Genomic DNA, 16,794 nt, shown 5'->3' on the forward strand with positions numbered 1-16,794 from the left:
GTCGCAAAGCCAGCACAAACCATCGGTGTTTCTCGGCGCGCCTTTGCGCGACACTAGGGGTATTCGCCAATGGAGTGCCCCATGACTGCCAGTGCAGAAAAATTCACCCAGCAGACGATCCTCGACGTCACGCCGCTGACGCCCAGCCTGTTCACCCTGCGTACCACACGCGATCCGGGCTTTCGCTTTCGCGCCGGGCAGTTCGCCAGGCTGGGGGTGACCAAGGCCGATGGCAGCACGGTGTGGCGCGCCTATTCAATGGTCTCGTCACCCCATGACGAATTTCTGGAGTTTTTTTCGATCGTGGTGCCAGGCGGGGAATTTACCAGTGAACTCAATCGCCTGGAAATTGGCGACACCTTGCTGGTGGAGCGTCAGGCCTTCGGTTTTCTGACCCTGGACCGCTTTGTCGACGGCCGTGACCTGTGGTTGCTGGCCACCGGAACGGGTATTGCACCGTTTCTGTCGATCCTGCAGGATTTTGAAGTGTGGGAAAAATTCGAGCGTATCGTGCTGGTTTACAGCGCCCGCCATGCCTGCGAGCTGGCCTATCAGGAACTGATCGCCGGGTTATGCAGCCGTGAATACCTGGCCGAGTATGCGCACAAATTGGTCTATATACCGATTGTTACCCGGGAACAGGTTCCCGGTGCATTGAACGGGCGCCTTACTGCGCTGATTGAAAATGGCGAGCTTGAACAGGCTGCAGGCATTGCGCTCTGCAGTGAATACTCGCGAGTCATGTTGTGTGGTAACCCACAAATGATCGATGACACGCGCAAGTTGCTCAAGGCGCGCAACATGCAATTGAGTCTGAGTCGTCGGCCAGGACAAGTTGCAGTTGAGAACTATTGGTAGTTGTTTGTATTGTGTTTGACATCAAAAAAACAATGGCGCCCCTAGGGGCGCCGTTGTTTATATTGAGCACTTATGGCCGGTTATTCTGAACTTTGAGCAAGTCGCGAATTTCGCCCAGTAGTTCTTCTTCTTTGGAAGGCAGCGGCGGTGCGCTTGGGGCGACCGCTTCTTCGCGCTTGAGGCGGTTGATTGCCTTTACACCCATAAAGATAGCGAACGCGACGATAATAAAGTCGATCACGCTCTGGATGAATTTGCCGTAGGCCACCACCACTGCTGGCGCATCGCCAGCTGCGGCTTTCAGGGTAATGGCCAGGTCACTGAAGTCCACCCCGCCAATCAACAACCCCAGCGGTGGCATGACAACGTCCCCCACAAAGGACGAAACGATTTTGCCGAATGCCGCGCCGATGATAATACCGACGGCCATATCGACCACGTTCCCTTTGACCGCGAAGGCCTTGAACTCACTTATCACGCCCATAGGTTATTCCTTGTTACAGATGAGGTTGGTGGGTGCAGTGTAAATCAGCATGGCTGATCTTGCCCGCGCAGCTGTTTGCGGGTTAGCAATCGACCCGCTTGACCGTCAGAAGTTTTCTATTGGCGCTCATTACGCGATTGAAGGGTTCAATACCAGACCTTTTTCTCAATGGCCGGCTTGAGACCTTTCTATTTAGAATTTGCCCCGCAGGCCTCTAGCCTTTGGTCAGCGCCCCATAGCGCAACCAATAACCAGAGGACTTTCGCATGACCACCCCCCTAGGCTTCGGCGCGCTTTCACAGCGCCGCCTGCTGTGTGTATTAAGCGCCAGCCTGCTGTCGGTTACGGCCCAGGCCGCCACGTTGACCCGTGACAACGGTGCCGCTGTCGGTGATAACCAGAACTCGCAAACCGCCGGGGCCAATGGCCCGGTGCTGCTGCAAGACGTGCAACTGCTGCAAAAGCTGCAGCGCTTTGACCGCGAACGCATTCCTGAGCGTGTTGTGCATGCTCGCGGCACCGGTGCTCACGGTACGTTTACCGTGACCAATGACCTGAGCGACCTGACCAAGGCCAAGGTATTTGCCAAGGGCGAAACCACTCCGGTATTTGTGCGTTTCTCGGCCGTTGTCCACAGCGCCCACTCGCCAGAAACCCTGCGCGACCCGCGCGGTTTCGCGACCAAGTTCTACACCGCAGACGGTAACTGGGACCTGGTGGGCAACAATTTCCCCACCTTCTTTATCCGTGATGCAATCAAGTTCCCGGACATGGTTCACGCCTTCAAGCCTGACCCGCGTACCAACCTGGATGACGACTCGCGCCGCTTCGACTTCTTCTCCCACGTTCCAGAAGCCACGCGTACCCTGACCGAGCTGTACTCCAACGCAGGTACCCCGGCCAGCTACCGCGAAATGGACGGTAACGGCGTACATGCCTATAAACTGGTCAACGCCAAGGGTGACGTGCGCTATGTGAAGTTCCACTGGAAGAGCCTGCAGGGGCTGAACAACCTTGACCCGAAACAAGTGACACAGGTTCAGGGCCAGGACTACAGCCACATGACCAACGATCTGGTCACGCATATCAACAAGGGCGACTTCCCCAAGTGGGATTTGTATGTGCAGGTGCTCAAGCCTGAAGAGCTGAAGACCTTCGACTTTGATCCGCTGGATGCCACCAAGATCTGGCCGAACGTGGCTGAGCGCAAAGTCGGGCAAATGGTCCTGAACCGCAACCCGGCCAATGTCTTCCAGGAAACCGAGCAGGTCGCTATGGCCCCGGCCAACCTGGTGCCAGGCATCGAGCCTTCCGAAGATCGTTTGCTGCAAGGTCGGGTGTTCTCCTATGCCGATACCCAGATGTACCGTTTGGGCGCCAATGCCATGCAATTGCCGATCAACGCTCCTCGTGTCGCGGTAAACAATGGCAACCAGGATGGTGCGATGAATCTGGGCCACACCACCTCGGGTGTGAACTACCAGCCGAGCCGCCTGATGCCGCGTGAAGAGCCGCAAGCCGCGCGCTACAGCGAAATGGCGCTGTCGGGTACTACGCAGCAGGCGAAGATCCAGCGTGAGCAAAACTTCAAGCAGGCCGGTGATCTGTACCGCTCATACAGCAAGAAAGAGCGTCAGGACCTGATTGAAAGCTTCGGCGGCTCGTTGGCGACAACGGACGACGAAAGCAAGCACATCATCCTGTCGTTCCTTTACAAGGCTGATCCCGAATACGGCACTGGCGTAGCCAAAGTGGCCAAAGGCGATCTGGGCCGGGTCAAGGCGCTGGCTGCCAAGCTGGTGGATTAACCTCTGACCCTCGCCACGCCTCTCCCTGCTGGAGAAGCGTGGTGAGGGGCTTTTGATTCAGGTGAGCACCATGCGTATTTTCATTTCCCTGGCCTTGATGTTGGTCAGCGGCCTGAGCCTGGCTGACGGTCCCGATGTCCGGGTCCAGCTTCAGGATTACTATTTCGACGCCGCCCGCCGAGGCGATGTGGCGATGATCGATACCTTTATCGAATCCGGTTACACCCTCGATATTCAAGACAGCAAAGGCTATACCGCGCTGATTCTGGCGGCCTACAACGGCCAGCCCGAAGCGGTGGAGCATTTGCTCAAGGCCGGCGCCAATGCCTGTGTGCAGGACAAACGCGGCAACACAGCCCTGATGGGCGCGATTTTCAAGGGTGAACTCAAGATTGCCCATCGCCTGATGGCGACTGACTGCAACCCCGATCAGCGCAATGGTGCAGGGCAGACGGCGGCCATGTATGCGGGACTGTTCAAGCGGGTTGAGCTGCTCAATGACTTGTCCCGTAAAGGTGCCGACCTGAATACCGAAGACGCGGCAGGCAACAGTGCCGCCCGGCTGGTCAATGGTGAAATCCGCATGCCGGTAGCGCGCTGATCCAGGCTCAGTGGGCTATCATCGCGGTTTTTCCGTGGAGTTCAGATGGCCAAGCCCAAGCGCATTTACGGCTGCACCGAGTGCGGCGCAACGTTTCCCAAGTGGGCCGGGCAGTGCGGCGAGTGCGGCGTCTGGAACACCCTGGTCGAAACCATCGTTGAAAGCGGGGCTGCCGCGCCCCCCAGCGGCCGTACCGGCTGGACCGGCCAACAGGCCCAGCTCAAGACCCTGGCCGAAGTCAGCATTGAAGAGTTGCCGCGCTTTTCCACAGCCTCCGGCGAGCTGGACCGGGTGCTCGGTGGCGGGCTGGTGGATGGCTCGGTGGTATTGATCGGCGGCGACCCTGGGATCGGCAAATCCACCATCCTGCTGCAAACCCTTTGTCAGATGGCCACCCGCATGCCGGCGCTGTACGTCACCGGCGAGGAATCCCAGCAACAAGTGGCCATGCGCGCCCGGCGCCTGGGGTTGCCCCAGGATCAGCTCAAGGTAATGACCGAGACCTGTATCGAAAGCATCATCGCCACCGCCAAGCTCGAAAAGCCCAAGGTCATGGTGATTGACTCGATCCAGACCATCTTTACCGAGCAGCTGCAATCGGCCCCCGGCGGCGTGTCGCAAGTGCGCGAAAGTGCGGCCTTGCTGGTGCGATATGCGAAATCCAGCGGTACGGCGATTTTCCTGGTGGGCCATGTGACCAAAGAAGGCGCACTGGCCGGGCCGCGGGTGCTGGAGCATATGGTGGATACCGTGCTGTATTTCGAGGGCGAGTCCGACGGGCGCCTGCGTTTGTTGCGAGCGGTAAAAAACCGTTTTGGCGCGGTCAACGAGCTGGGTGTGTTCGGCATGACCGATAAGGGCCTCAAAGAAGTCTCCAACCCTTCTGCGATTTTCCTTACCCGTGCTCAGGAAGAAGTCCCGGGCAGCGTGGTGATGGCCACCTGGGAAGGCACCCGTCCGATGCTGGTGGAAGTGCAGGCGTTGGTGGATGACAGTCATATGTCCAACCCGCGCCGCGTTACCTTGGGCCTGGATCAGAATCGTCTGGCCATGTTGCTGGCTGTACTGCATCGCCACGGCGGTATTCCTACCCATGATCAGGATGTGTTCCTCAACGTGGTCGGCGGGGTCAAGGTGCTGGAAACCGCCTCTGACCTGGCGCTGATGGCCGCCGTGATGTCCAGCTTGCGCAACCGTCCGCTGCCTCACGACCTGCTGGTGTTCGGTGAAGTCGGCCTGTCGGGCGAAGTGCGTCCGGTGCCAAGCGGTCAGGAGCGGCTCAAGGAAGCGGCCAAGCACGGCTTCAAGCGCGCCATCGTGCCCAAGGGCAATGCCCCCAAGGAATCGCCGCCGGGCCTGAAGGTGATTGGCGTGACCCGCCTGGAACAGGCGCTGGATGCGTTGTTCGAGTAGATCTGCACCCGGGTTGCGTCGTCTGCCGAATAACCGCAAAAGAAGGCTCTAGACCAACGTTGGGGGCTGGTCTTTAGAGCCAAGAGCGCTAAACTCCGGGGGCAGTCTTTCTTGTCCAACTGGCCGGAATTAAAAAATGAATAATAAAAATAGCCTGCTACGCCACATTCCGTGGCTGGTGTTGGCAATTGTAGGAGCCTGCGCCCTTGGCGTAGTGGCATTACGCCGGGGCGAGGCGATCAACGCCTTGTGGATCGTTGTGGCAGCCGTTGCCATCTATCTGGTTGCTTATCGTTATTACAGTCTGTTTATCGCCACCAAGGTGATGCAACTCGACTCCAGCCGCGCAACGCCTGCGGTGCTCAACAACGACGGTCTGGACTATGTGCCGACCAACAAGCACATTCTCTTTGGCCATCACTTTGCTGCCATCGCTGGCGCTGGCCCTCTGGTCGGGCCGGTATTGGCCGCACAAATGGGCTACCTGCCGGGCACGCTCTGGCTGATCGCCGGGGTGGTGCTGGCAGGTGCGGTGCAGGACTTTATGGTTCTGTTCATGTCCACTCGCCGCAACGGTCGCTCACTGGGTGACATGGTGCGCGAGGAAATGGGCAAGATCCCGGGCACCATCGCGCTGTTTGGCTGCTTCCTGATCATGATCATCATCCTCGCGGTGCTGGCACTGATCGTGGTCAAGGCCCTGGCCGAGAGCCCGTGGGGCATGTTCACGGTGATGGCGACCATCCCGATCGCGATGTTCATGGGCATTTACATGCGCTACATCCGCCCGGGTCGCATCGGTGAAATCTCCGTTGTCGGCGTGCTGCTGCTGCTCGGTTCCATCTGGCTGGGGGGCCAGATTGCGGCGAGCCCTGAGTGGGCCCCGGTGTTCACCTTCACCGGTACGCAAATCACCTGGATGCTGATCGGTTATGGTTTTGTCGCCGCAGTGCTGCCGGTGTGGCTGGTGCTGGCACCGCGTGACTACCTGTCCACATTCCTCAAAATCGGCACCATCGTTGCGCTGGCGATCGGCATTCTGGTCACCATGCCCGAGCTGAAAATGCCTGCGCTGACCCAGTTCACCGATGGCACTGGCCCGGTCTGGAAGGGCGGTCTGTTCCCGTTCCTGTTCATTACCATTGCCTGCGGTGCGGTATCGGGTTTCCACGCGCTGATTTCCTCGGGTACTACGCCCAAACTGCTGGATAACGAAAGCAACGCCCGTTACATCGGTTACGGCGGCATGCTGATGGAGTCCTTTGTGGCCATTATGGCGATGGTTGCCGCTTCGGTGATCGAGCCGGGTGTGTACTTCGCCATGAACAGCCCGGCAGCCATTGTCGGCGGTGACGTGGTCACGGTGGCGCAGAACATCACCAACTGGGGCTTTGCCATTACCCCGGATGCGTTGACCGCGCTGGCCAAGGACATCGGTGAAACCACCGTCCTGGCCCGTGCCGGCGGCGCCCCGACCCTGGCGGTCGGTATCGCGCAGATCCTGCACAACGTGCTGCCGGGCGAAAACACTATGGCGTTCTGGTATCACTTCGCCATTTTGTTTGAGGCCCTGTTTATTCTGACGGCCGTTGACGCCGGTACCCGTGCTGGCCGCTTTATGTTGCAAGACTTGCTGGGCAGCTTTGTGCCTGCGCTCAAGCGCACCGAGTCGTGGGGCGCCAACCTGTTGGCCACCGGCCTGTGTGTGGCGATGTGGGGCTACCTGCTGTATCAGGGCGTGATCGATCCACTGGGCGGCATCAACACCCTGTGGCCACTGTTCGGTATCTCCAACCAGATGCTGGCGGGTATCGCGCTGATGCTGGCTACCGTTGTGCTGATCAAAATGAAGCGCCAGCGCTACATTTGGGTGACCATGCTGCCAGCTGTCTGGCTACTGATCTGCACCACCGTGGCAGGCTTTATCAAGTTGTTCGACGCCAACCCGGCGGTGGGCTTCCTGTCCCTGGCCAACAAATACAGCACTGCGCTGGAAGCCGGCCAGGTGATTGCCCCGGCGAAAAATATCGACCAGATGCAACACGTGATCATCAACGCCTACACCAACGCCGGTCTGACCGTGCTGTTCCTGTTCGTGGTGTTCAGCATTCTGTTCTTTGCGATCAAAGTGGGTGTCGCTGCATGGGGCACCAAGGAACGTACGGATAAAGAGTCGCCGTACCAAGCCATGCCGGATGTTTGATAGAGGGTTGCAAGCATGTTCAATGACCTGAGTCGCCTCGGTAAATACCTCGGTCAGGCCGCCCGCCTGATGGTCGGCATGCCCGACTACGACAACTACGTCGAGCATATGCAAACCAAGCACCCGGACAAGCCGGTGATGAGCTACGAGGCGTTCTTTCGTGAGCGCCAGGAAGCCCGTTACGGCGGCAAGGGTGGGCCCAAATGCTGTTAACCCGTCAGGGTTGAGCTGTATCTGACTGTGGGAGCGGGCTTGCTCGCGATTCAGGCGGCACGGTGTGACTGACACACTGCGCCGTTCTTATCGCGAGCAAGCCCGCTCCCACATTTGTTTTGGCGTTTTGTTTAAGGAGGCACTGCATGACCTCTCCAATCCCCGTCACCATCCTCAGCGGTTTTTTGGGGGCCGGTAAAACCACCTTGTTGCGCTACCTGCTCAAGGCCGAGCACGGCCTGAAAATCGCCGTGATCGAAAATGAGTTCAGCGATGCCGGGATCGACACCCAGTTGCTGGGCGACGAACCGGTGCAAGTCATGACCCTGGCCAATGGTTGCGTGTGCTGCACCATCCACACCGACCTGACCAAAGCGCTGTACCTGCTGCTCGAGCGCCTGGACAGTGGCGAAATCGCCTTCGACCGCTTGGTGATCGAATGCACCGGCCTGGCCGACCCTGCACCGGTGGCGCAAACTTTCTTTATCGATGAAGAACTGCGCGAGCGTTACTTGCTGGACGGCATCATCACCCTGGTGGATGCGGCCCACGCCGATGTGCATTTGAGCCAGACCATCGCCCAGGCGCAGATCGGTTTTGCTGACCGCCTGTTGGTGAGCAAGCGCGACCTGGTGGATGACGCCACCTTTGACGCGTTGTGCGAGCGCTTGACCCGTATCAACCGCCGGGCGCCGATCCGTGTGGTTGAGCACGGCAAGATCGACCTGGCCGAGTTGCTGGATGTGCGCGGGTTCAACCTCAATGCCGACCTTGGCGGTGGCCTGAGTTTGCGCCCGGTGCAACCCGCGGCGTCCGTCGACCGCATTTCCAGCCTGGTGCTGCGCACTGACAAGCCGCTGGATATCGACAGCCTCAGCGCATTCATGAACGAGTTGCTGGAAGATCACGGCAAGCAATTGCTGCGGTACAAGGGCGTGCTGAGCATTGTCGGTGAGGATCGACGCCTGGTGTTTCAGGGTGTGCTGAAGCTTTATGGGTTCGACTGGGACACCGAGTGGGCCGAAGGTGAGGCGCGGGAAAGCGTGATGGTGTTTATTGCCGATGATCTGCCCGAAGCCAAGATCCGCGAGGGTTTTGCGCGGCTTGGGGCCTGAGTGATGGCTGACCCTCTTCCTGCGGGAGAGGGTCAGGGGCTTTTGCTTTTATGTCTTAAGGTGATTAAGGAAGTTTCATACAGCTTTAAGCTGAAATTAATAAGCTACGCTCCTTGCAATAATACTTAAAAGAAATACCGCTTTGTGGTGTTCGGTTGTTTCGCCAAGGTACTGGTGGGGGGAACTCTTGGTTCTTCTGATGCCGATAAACTTGTGGTTGTGCGTTTTAAGTGTGATCAGTGTGTGGGCTTCATTTAAGTTGCTTCCTGTAACTATCCGGTTGTCTTGGTCAAGTAATGTGAAGGTCAGTGGATGCTTGAGTGTCGGACTTCTCGCATGGAGTATATCCATATGGTTTTTCCCCAGCCGATGCCGGTCATACTGGCCCGGGTGTTTGATATGTATTTCATAACCCTTGGGGGTGTGCCGGAAGTATAGCTTGAGCGCCGCCTTGACCCCGCCTGTGGCGTGGGGCTGAAGGCCCATTGTGGCGGAATCGTCCCGTAACTGTGGTTTGCCGGAAAAAACCCCGCCACTGCCGAGCAAGTCAGTCACCATGACCGGCGGGCCAAAAAGTGCCCCTAAAAGATTAAGGTTGTGGTTGGGTACTTGCAGAGTGGCGATAAAGGATTGTTGTGTATCGTTTGCCATTGTCTGAACTCTGTTGTCGATAAAAAGCGATAAGGTTCAGACTAGGTTGTTATTGTTGCGAGGTGATCAGTCATGTGTTTCAAAATAACAGAGGCAATAAAAAAGCCCGGCGTAAACGCCGGGCTTTTTATTCAGCTATTTACACTCAGTTGCCGTATACCGGCAGCTTGGCGCAAATGGTTTTGACTTTCTCGCGAACGGCGTCGATAACGGCTTCGTTGTTGATGTCAGCCAGGATGTCGCAGATCCAGCCTGCCAGTTCACGGCATTCTTCAACCTTGAAGCCGCGAGTGGTCACAGCCGGAGTACCGAAACGCAGACCCGACGTTACGAACGGGGAGCGTGGATCGTTCGGTACGGAGTTCTTGTTCACGGTGATGAACGCTTTGCCCAGAGCGGCGTCAGCGTCTTTACCGGAGATTTCCTGCTTGATCAGCGACAGCAGGAACAGGTGGTTTTCAGTACCGCCCGATACCACGTCAAAGCCACGCTCGATAAATACCGAAGCCATTGCCTGAGCGTTTTTTACCACTTGTTGCTGGTAAGCCTTGAACTCTGGTTGCAGGGCTTCCTTGAAGCACACGGCCTTGGCGGCGATAACGTGCTCCAGCGGGCCACCTTGCGAACCCGGGAATACAGCCGAGTTCAGCTTCTTCTCGATGTCGGCGTTGGCTTTGGCCAGGATCAGGCCGCCACGCGGGCCACGCAGGGTTTTGTGAGTCGTGGTGGTCACCACGTCAGCAAATGGAACCGGGTTCGGGTAAACGCCAGCAGCCACCAGACCAGCTACGTGAGCCATGTCCACGAACAGGTAGGCGCCAACCTTGTCGGCGATTGCGCGGAAACGCGGGAAGTCCAGAACCTGCGAGTAGGCAGAGAAACCGGCCACGATCATTTTCGGCTTGTGCTCAACGGCCAGGCGTTCAACTTCGTCGTAGTCGATCAGGCCATTGGCGTCGATGCCGTACTGGATGGCGTTGTACAGCTTGCCCGAAGACGAAACGCTGGCACCGTGGGTCAGGTGACCGCCGTGAGCCAGGCTCATGCCCAGGATGGTGTCGCCAGCCGACAGCAGGGCCAGGTAAACGGCGCTGTTGGCCTGGGAACCGGCGTGCGGCTGAACGTTGGCGTAATCGGCGCCGAACAGTTCTTTTGCACGGTCGATAGCCAGTTGCTCTACCACGTCTACGTATTCGCAGCCGCCGTAGTAGCGCTTGCCTGGGTAGCCTTCGGCGTATTTGTTGGTCAGAACCGAGCCTTGAGCTTCCATGACCGCTGGGCTGGTGTAGTTTTCCGAAGCGATCAGCTCAATGTGTTCTTCCTGGCGCTGAGCTTCTTGCTCCATGGCGGCAAAAAGGTCGGCGTCGAACTTGGCAAGTGTCAAATCACGGCTGAACATGGCGGTCCTCAAGGATCGGGGGCAGAAAAGGAGGGCATTCTAACCCAATGGGTTTTATCTGGCATATGAATGCGATTCACGGTGTGCATCTGAGTGCTTCAAGCTTGCAGCTGTGAGCTTGCCGCTTGCAGTTGTTCCACCAGTTGCTCGGCTGGCATCGGGCGCCCGAACAGGTAGCCTTGCACTTCGTCGCAGCCGTGTTCGCGCAGGAAATCCAGCTGTTCGTGGGTTTCCACGCCTTCGGCGATCACCGCCAGGTTCAGGCTATGGGCCATCGCAATAATGGCCCGGGCAATCTGCGCGTCTTGCTCGCCGCTGGGCAGGCCGTCGACAAAGGTGCGGTCGATTTTCAGGACATCGATGGGGAATTGCTTGAGGTAGTTGAGCGACGAATAGCCGGTGCCAAAGTCATCCACGGCAATGCTCAGGCCGAGGTTTTTCAGGCTGGCGAGGATATGCAGGGCTTCGCTGACTTCGCGCATCAGGATACTTTCGGTCAGCTCAAGCTCAAGGCAGGCCGGGGACAGGCCGGTTTCCTTGAGGATCGTGGCGATGCGCGTGCCCAGTTGGCCATCGGAGAACTGGCGCGCCGAGATATTCACCGACACCTTGGGCACCCGCACCTTGGCCTGGTGCCAGTGCTTGAGCTGGCGGCAGGCCTCTGCCAGCACCCAGTCGCCGACTTCCACCACCAGGCCCAACTCCTCGAGTACCGGGATAAAGTCGCCAGGTGGCACCAGGCCACGTCTGGAGTGGTTCCAGCGCAACAGCGCCTCGACGCCGGTCAGGCGCTTGCCGTCGCCGCTGAATTGCGGCTGGTAGAACAGGATGAACTCTTGCTGCTCCAGGGCATGGCGCAGGTCGCTTTCCAGTTCCAGGCGCTCCAGGGCGCTGGCGTTCATGTCCGCCTGATAGAACTGGAAGTTGTTTTTGCCGCGCTCCTTGGCGTGGTACATGGCAGTGTCGGCGTTTTTCATCAGCTGGCTGAGTTCGTTGCCGTCTTGCGGGCTCAGGGCAATACCAATACTGGCGGTCACAAAAAACTCGCGGCTTTCGAGCACGAAAGGTTTTACCAGGCTGGCGAGGATCTGCTCGGCCACGTTGATAGCCCGGTTCAAGGCCTGCTGGCGGGTGGTGCGCGGTTGCAGGAGGAGGGTGAACTCGTCACCGCCCATGCGCGCCACGGTATCGTCGTCACCGACGCAGGCCAGCAAGCGGATGGCCATGTCCTTGAGCATGCGGTCGCCAGCGGCGTGGCCCAGGGAGTCGTTGATCGGCTTGAAACGGTCAAGGTCGAGGAACATCAGCACCACCCACGACTTGTTACGCTCTGCCTGTTGCAGCGCGGTGTGCAGGCGGTCCTGGAACAGGGTGCGGTTGGGCAGGTGGGTCAGGGCGTCGTAATAGGCCAGGCGGTGAATGCGCTGTTCACTGGCCTTGCGCTCGCTGATATCACTGAAGAAACACACATAGCTCGCCAGGTCGCCTTCATCATCGAGCACCGCCGTGATGCCGACCCAGGCCGGGTAGTGCTCGCCGTTCAGGCGCTTGAGCCAGACTTCACCCTCCCAGGTGCCATGCACATGCAGTTGCTTGAGCACATAGGTCAGGTGCGCACGCTGCTGGGCATCGACGGTGAGCATGCTTGGCAGCTGGTCGAGCACCTGCGCCACGGCGTAGCCGCTGACCCGGCTGAAGGCTTCGTTGGCCTGCACGATATAGCCAGCGGGGTCAGTAATGAGGATGGCCGAGGTGGAGTGTTCAAACACCGTGGCGGCCATGCGCAGGTCTTTTTCGGCGCGGCGCTGCTGACTCATGTCGCGGCCTACGCCCAGAATCCCCTCAAAACCATCGTTCTCATTCCACACCAGAACCAGGCGCAACTCGATGGGCACCTTGTGGCCGTCGGCGCGCAGGCAGTCGAACAAAAACAGCTGGGTTTGCACCTGGGCGCGCAGGGCCGACAGTTGCTGGGGCTTGTGCAGTGCGGCGCGGATGCGCTCGATCAGGCTGTTGACCCCTTCCAGTTGTTGCGGGGTGGCGATGATCGATTGCCAGCCATTGTCGAACACCCACTGCGCCTCATACCCCAATACGGTTTGTATGGACGGGCTCAGGTAGTTCATGCGCAACGAACTGTCGGTCGAGAAAATCACGTCGCTGATGCTTTCGGCCAGCATCCGGTAGCGTTGCTCGCTGTCACGCAATGACTCGCTGGCTTCGATCTGGTCGGTGATGTCCTTGGCCACCCCGACAATGCGCGTGACCTGGTTGCCCGTGTCACGGGCGAACGCCTGCTCGCGGATGTCGAAGCGCCGCCAGGTGCCTTGCTGATGGCGAAAGCGCAACTGGCATTGCAGCAGTTGCTTGTAGCCGTTTTCCCGTTGCTCTTTGCGCAACTGGTGATAACGCTCGGCGTCTTCGGGGTGCAGCAGCAACTCCCAGAAGTACGCGCCCATTTCCTGCAGCTCGACCGCGCTATAACCCAGGGTATGGCCCAGGTGGTGGTTGCTGAAGATGATCCGCTGGCTGATCACATTTTGTACATAAAGATGGTCGGGCACGGTGCGCACCACATCGGACCAGAAACTCTCGCGCTCTTGCAGGGACAGTTCGATCAGCTTGCGGCTGGTAATGTCGCTGATGCTCAGGATCACCGCGTGGTAATCCTCGTGATCCGCAGGCAGGCGCAGCACCAGCCATAAATGCTGGTCGCGGCCATTGGCATCGGTGAGTTTTATTTCCAGCTCAAGTTGCTGTTGTTGCTCAAGCACGGCCTCGACGATCTGATAGCCAATGGCCGTGCTGGTCGACGGGCAACCGTTGATCAGCTTGTGCCAGGCGCCATCACCGGAGTCGACCTCCAGCAGTTGCATGGCTACCTGATTGACTTCGGTGATGCGCAATTGCTCGAACAATTGACGGCGATGCTCGGGGTGATCGCCCAGCCATTGTTTGAGGGCGTCGCCGTTGTGAAGTTTTTCGCGGTCGAGAAACCCCGGCAGGCTGGACAGGTCGAGCACGCACAGGGCGACGCCGGTGCCTTCGAAAATATCGTGATAGCGCCGCCGGCCTTCATGCAGCTGGCGCTGACGGCGGCGCATGTTCAGCAGGGCAATGATCGGCAGCAATGAAAACAGCAGGCCAAGCAGGCATTTGCCAATCAGCCCGGGCAGCAGGTGCTCGATCGCCTGGCGGTCATTGAACAGCCCGCGCAGTTGCCAGTCGCTGTGGTTGATGGGCGTCAACAGAACGGTGTCTTCTTCATCCTCCGGGTTCAGGGTGGAGGCGGGGGTGACGTTTTTATCCGCCCGGCTGAGGACTTTGCGGGTCTGGCTGTTCTCCACCAGCCATTGCGGCCTTTGGCTGCTGGCATTCTGATGGGTCAGGTTTTGCAGCAAGTCCGGGCTCATGCGCAGCAGCCAGTAGCCATTGATGGTACCACTGGGCTGGCGCAGCAACAGATAGATGACGCTGGCGTCACGGTTATTGCTGAAGTAATAGCCCTCGGTGCGGCTGCGCGACGGGCTGTGCCGGATCCAGTCCGCCAGGTTGGCGGCATCGGGGCTGGTGCCAAGGCTGTCGAGCAGGATTTCGCCTTCAGGGCTGACCAGTGCCAGGCTTTGCAAGGCGGGCAGGGACTGGCTCAGTTGCTTGACCAGGGCCTGTTGCTGGCGCACGGTTTTCGGCGACTTGTCCACAGGCAGCAGATTGAGGGCGGTTTCAGCGCGCAGGGCCATGCTCAGGCCAATGTGGTCGGCCAGGTCGGCACTGTAATTGATGCTGGCCTGGCGCTCTTGCTGCAGGGTTTCCTGGAACTGTTCGATCAACAACCAGAACAGCATGGCCAGCAGCAGTAAAACCAGCGCCGCCAATGCACTTTTCAGCGTTCCGCGCACAGGCGTCCCCAATAATGGGTTGGACGCTTTGACAATAGTGGGCGCGGTGACATTGGGCAACTTGTGATCCTGCAATTTGGCGGCAATGGCGCGAGGCCCCCTAAAGGCGCCAAGCATGCCTTGGGTTGTGGCAAAGTGCCAGTCCTCTGGTCTGCGCTGGTTTGCCCTGCCTCGCGCATTCAGGTAGATTCTGGCGTCTACATTTGTGCTTTTTCTGCGAGCAGGCATTGATCTCGATCAGTCCCTGATTTTCTGCTATGGCCTGATCCGGGCATAGCTCGCGCCTTATTCACCCGTCACTGACCCTAGGTTCTCCATGGCTCAATACGTTTTCACCATGCATCGGCTGGGCAAAGTTGTGCCGCCGAAGCGGGAAATCCTGAAAAACATCTCCCTGTCGTTTTTCCCGGGCGCCAAAATCGGCGTGCTGGGCCTCAACGGTTCGGGTAAATCCACCCTGTTGAAAATCATGGCGGGCGTTGACACCGAGTTCGACGGCGAAGCGCGTCCGATGCCAGACCTGAACATCGGCTACCTGCCGCAGGAACCGCAGCTGGATCCAAACAAGACCGTACGCGAAGTGGTGGAAGAAGCCGTGAGCGTGATCAAGGACGCCCAGGCGCGTCTGGATCAGGTTTACGCCGAATACGCCGACCCGGATGCCGACTTCGACAAGCTGGCCGCTGAACAGGCCAAGCTCGAAGCCATTTTGCAAGCCGGCGACGGCCATAACCTTGAGCGCCAGCTGGAAGTCGCCGCCGATGCGCTGCGCCTGCCGGCATGGGATGCCAAGGTCGAGCACCTGTCGGGTGGCGAGAAGCGCCGTGTGGCCCTGTGCCGCCTGCTGCTGTCGGCCCCGGACATGCTGCTGCTCGACGAACCGACCAACCACCTGGATGCTGATTCGGTGGCCTGGCTGGAGCACTTCCTGCACGACTTCCCGGGTACCGTGGTTGCGATTACGCACGACCGTTACTTCCTGGACAACGTAGCAGGCTGGATCCTGGAACTTGACCGCGGTGCGGGCATTCCTTACGAAGGCAACTACTCGGGCTGGCTGCAAGCCAAGTCCGATCGTCTGGCTGCCGAATCCAAGCAGCAGTCGGCCCATGAAAAGGCCATGAAAGACGAGCTGGAATGGGTGCGTAAAGGCGCCAAGGCGCGTCAGTCCAAGTCCAAGGCCCGTCTGCAGCGTTTCGAAGAACTGCAATCGCAGGAATTCCAGAAGCGCAGCGAAACCAACGAAATCTACATCCCGGCCGGTCCGCGCCTGGGTGACAAGGTGATCGAGTTCAAGAACGTATCCAAGGGTTATGGCGATCGCGTGTTGATCGACAACCTGTCGTTCGCCATGCCTAAAGGCGCCATCGTCGGCGTGATCGGCGGTAACGGTGCCGGTAAGTCGACCCTGTTCCGCATGCTGATGGGCAAGGAACAGCCGGATTCGGGCAGCATCGAAATCGGTGACACTGTGCAACTGGCCTGTGTGGACCAGAGCCGTGACGACCTGGATGGCAGCAAGACCGTATTCCAGGCGATTTCTGACGGTTCCGATGTGATCCGCATCGGTAACTACGAAATCCCGTCGCGTACCTATGTAGGTCGTTTCAACTTCAAGGGTGGCGATCAGCAGAAGTTCGTCAAGGACCTGTCCGGTGGTGAGCGTGGTCGCCTGCACCTGGCACTGACCTTGAAAGAGGGCGCCAACGTGCTGCTGCTCGACGAACCGTCCAACGACCTTGACGTTGAGACCTTGCGTTCGCTTGAAGAAGCCCTGCTGGACTTCCCTGGCGCCGCCATTGTGATCTCTCACGACCGGTGGTTCCTTGACCGCGTCGCGACTCACATCCTGGCGTACGAAGACGACTCGCAGGCGATCTTCTTCGAAGGTAACTACACCGAGTACGAAGCTGACCGTAAAAAGCGCCTCGGCGAAGCGGCTACCCTGCCGCACCGTGTGCGTCACAAAAAACTGGCCCAGTAAGGGCGGTTTGCAAGAAAAGACGGAGCCCCTCGGGGCTCCGTTTTTTTTTAGCAGAGCAAGACTGTCCCTGTGGGAGCGGGCTTGCTCGCGATGGCATCACCTCGGTTTGCCTGGGAGGCCGCGGCGACTGAATCGCGAGCAAGCCCGCTCCCACAATGGGATTTTG

The 16,794-nt window shown here is 58.8% G+C and carries 12 protein-coding genes; 8 read left to right on the plus strand and 4 right to left on the minus strand.

Annotated elements, in window-relative coordinates:
• Nucleotides 1-81 precede the first annotated feature (81 nt).
• Nucleotides 82-858, plus strand: a complete 777-nt coding sequence (locus AB3G35_RS06275; RefSeq protein ID WP_016779362.1) for a ferredoxin--NADP reductase — start codon at nt 82-84, stop codon at nt 856-858.
• Between the two features lie 70 nt (nt 859-928).
• On the opposite strand, the gene mscL is transcribed toward AB3G35_RS06275, so the two are convergent.
• A complete protein-coding gene (mscL, locus tag AB3G35_RS06280; protein WP_016779363.1) occupies nt 929-1,342 on the minus strand; it encodes a large-conductance mechanosensitive channel protein MscL in 414 nt (137 codons plus the stop codon).
• Nucleotides 1,343-1,608: 266 nt separating this feature from the next.
• Here mscL and katB point away from each other — a divergent pair, with 266 nt between their 5' ends.
• The 6 genes from katB to yjiA all read left to right on the plus strand — a co-directional run bounded on the left by katB (nt 1,609) and on the right by yjiA (nt 8,695).
• Complete coding sequence (gene katB / locus AB3G35_RS06285) at nt 1,609-3,150, plus strand: catalase KatB (protein ID WP_016779364.1); 1,542 nt, start codon at nt 1,609-1,611, stop codon at nt 3,148-3,150.
• Between the two features lie 70 nt (nt 3,151-3,220).
• Nucleotides 3,221-3,751, plus strand: a complete 531-nt coding sequence (locus AB3G35_RS06290; RefSeq protein ID WP_169885585.1) for an ankyrin repeat domain-containing protein — start codon at nt 3,221-3,223, stop codon at nt 3,749-3,751.
• A 45-nt stretch (nt 3,752-3,796) separates the two neighbouring features.
• Nucleotides 3,797-5,164 carry a DNA repair protein RadA gene (gene radA, locus AB3G35_RS06295; protein WP_083369766.1) on the plus strand — a complete coding sequence of 456 codons (1,368 nt, stop codon included), beginning with the start codon at nt 3,797-3,799 and terminating at the stop codon, nt 5,162-5,164.
• A 136-nt stretch (nt 5,165-5,300) separates the two neighbouring features.
• Complete coding sequence (locus AB3G35_RS06300) at nt 5,301-7,367, plus strand: carbon starvation CstA family protein (RefSeq protein ID WP_083369767.1); 2,067 nt, start codon at nt 5,301-5,303, stop codon at nt 7,365-7,367.
• Nucleotides 7,368-7,382: 15 nt separating this feature from the next.
• Nucleotides 7,383-7,580, plus strand: coding sequence for a YbdD/YjiX family protein (locus AB3G35_RS06305; RefSeq protein ID WP_007937254.1), 198 nt, complete (start codon nt 7,383-7,385; stop codon nt 7,578-7,580).
• 146 nt (nt 7,581-7,726) lie between these two features.
• Nucleotides 7,727-8,695 (plus strand): GTPase, encoded by a 969-nt coding sequence (gene yjiA, locus AB3G35_RS06310; protein WP_369782389.1) that lies wholly within the window; start codon nt 7,727-7,729, stop codon nt 8,693-8,695.
• Nucleotides 8,696-8,791: 96 nt separating this feature from the next.
• On the opposite strand, the gene AB3G35_RS06315 is transcribed toward yjiA, so the two are convergent.
• The 3 genes from AB3G35_RS06315 to AB3G35_RS06325 all read right to left on the minus strand — a co-directional run bounded on the left by AB3G35_RS06315 (nt 8,792) and on the right by AB3G35_RS06325 (nt 14,704).
• Nucleotides 8,792-9,346, minus strand: a complete 555-nt coding sequence (locus AB3G35_RS06315) for a hypothetical protein (protein WP_169844775.1) — start codon at nt 9,344-9,346, stop codon at nt 8,792-8,794.
• A gap of 145 nt (nt 9,347-9,491) precedes the next feature.
• On the minus strand, nt 9,492-10,745 hold the full coding sequence (glyA, locus tag AB3G35_RS06320; RefSeq protein ID WP_016779370.1) for a serine hydroxymethyltransferase: 1,254 nt from the start codon (nt 10,743-10,745) through the stop codon (nt 9,492-9,494).
• 98 nt (nt 10,746-10,843) lie between these two features.
• Nucleotides 10,844-14,704, minus strand: coding sequence for an EAL domain-containing protein (locus AB3G35_RS06325; protein WP_083369871.1), 3,861 nt, complete (start codon nt 14,702-14,704; stop codon nt 10,844-10,846).
• Between the two features lie 256 nt (nt 14,705-14,960).
• On the opposite strand from AB3G35_RS06325, the gene ettA reads away from it, so the two are divergent.
• Nucleotides 14,961-16,628, plus strand: a complete 1,668-nt coding sequence (gene ettA, locus AB3G35_RS06330; protein ID WP_086795841.1) for an energy-dependent translational throttle protein EttA — start codon at nt 14,961-14,963, stop codon at nt 16,626-16,628.
• Nucleotides 16,629-16,794 lie beyond the last annotated feature (166 nt).

Origin of the sequence: Pseudomonas sp. WC2401 (genome assembly GCF_041200115.1) — a bacterium.
Classification (GTDB): Bacteria; Pseudomonadota; Gammaproteobacteria; order Pseudomonadales; family Pseudomonadaceae; genus Aquipseudomonas; species Aquipseudomonas fragi.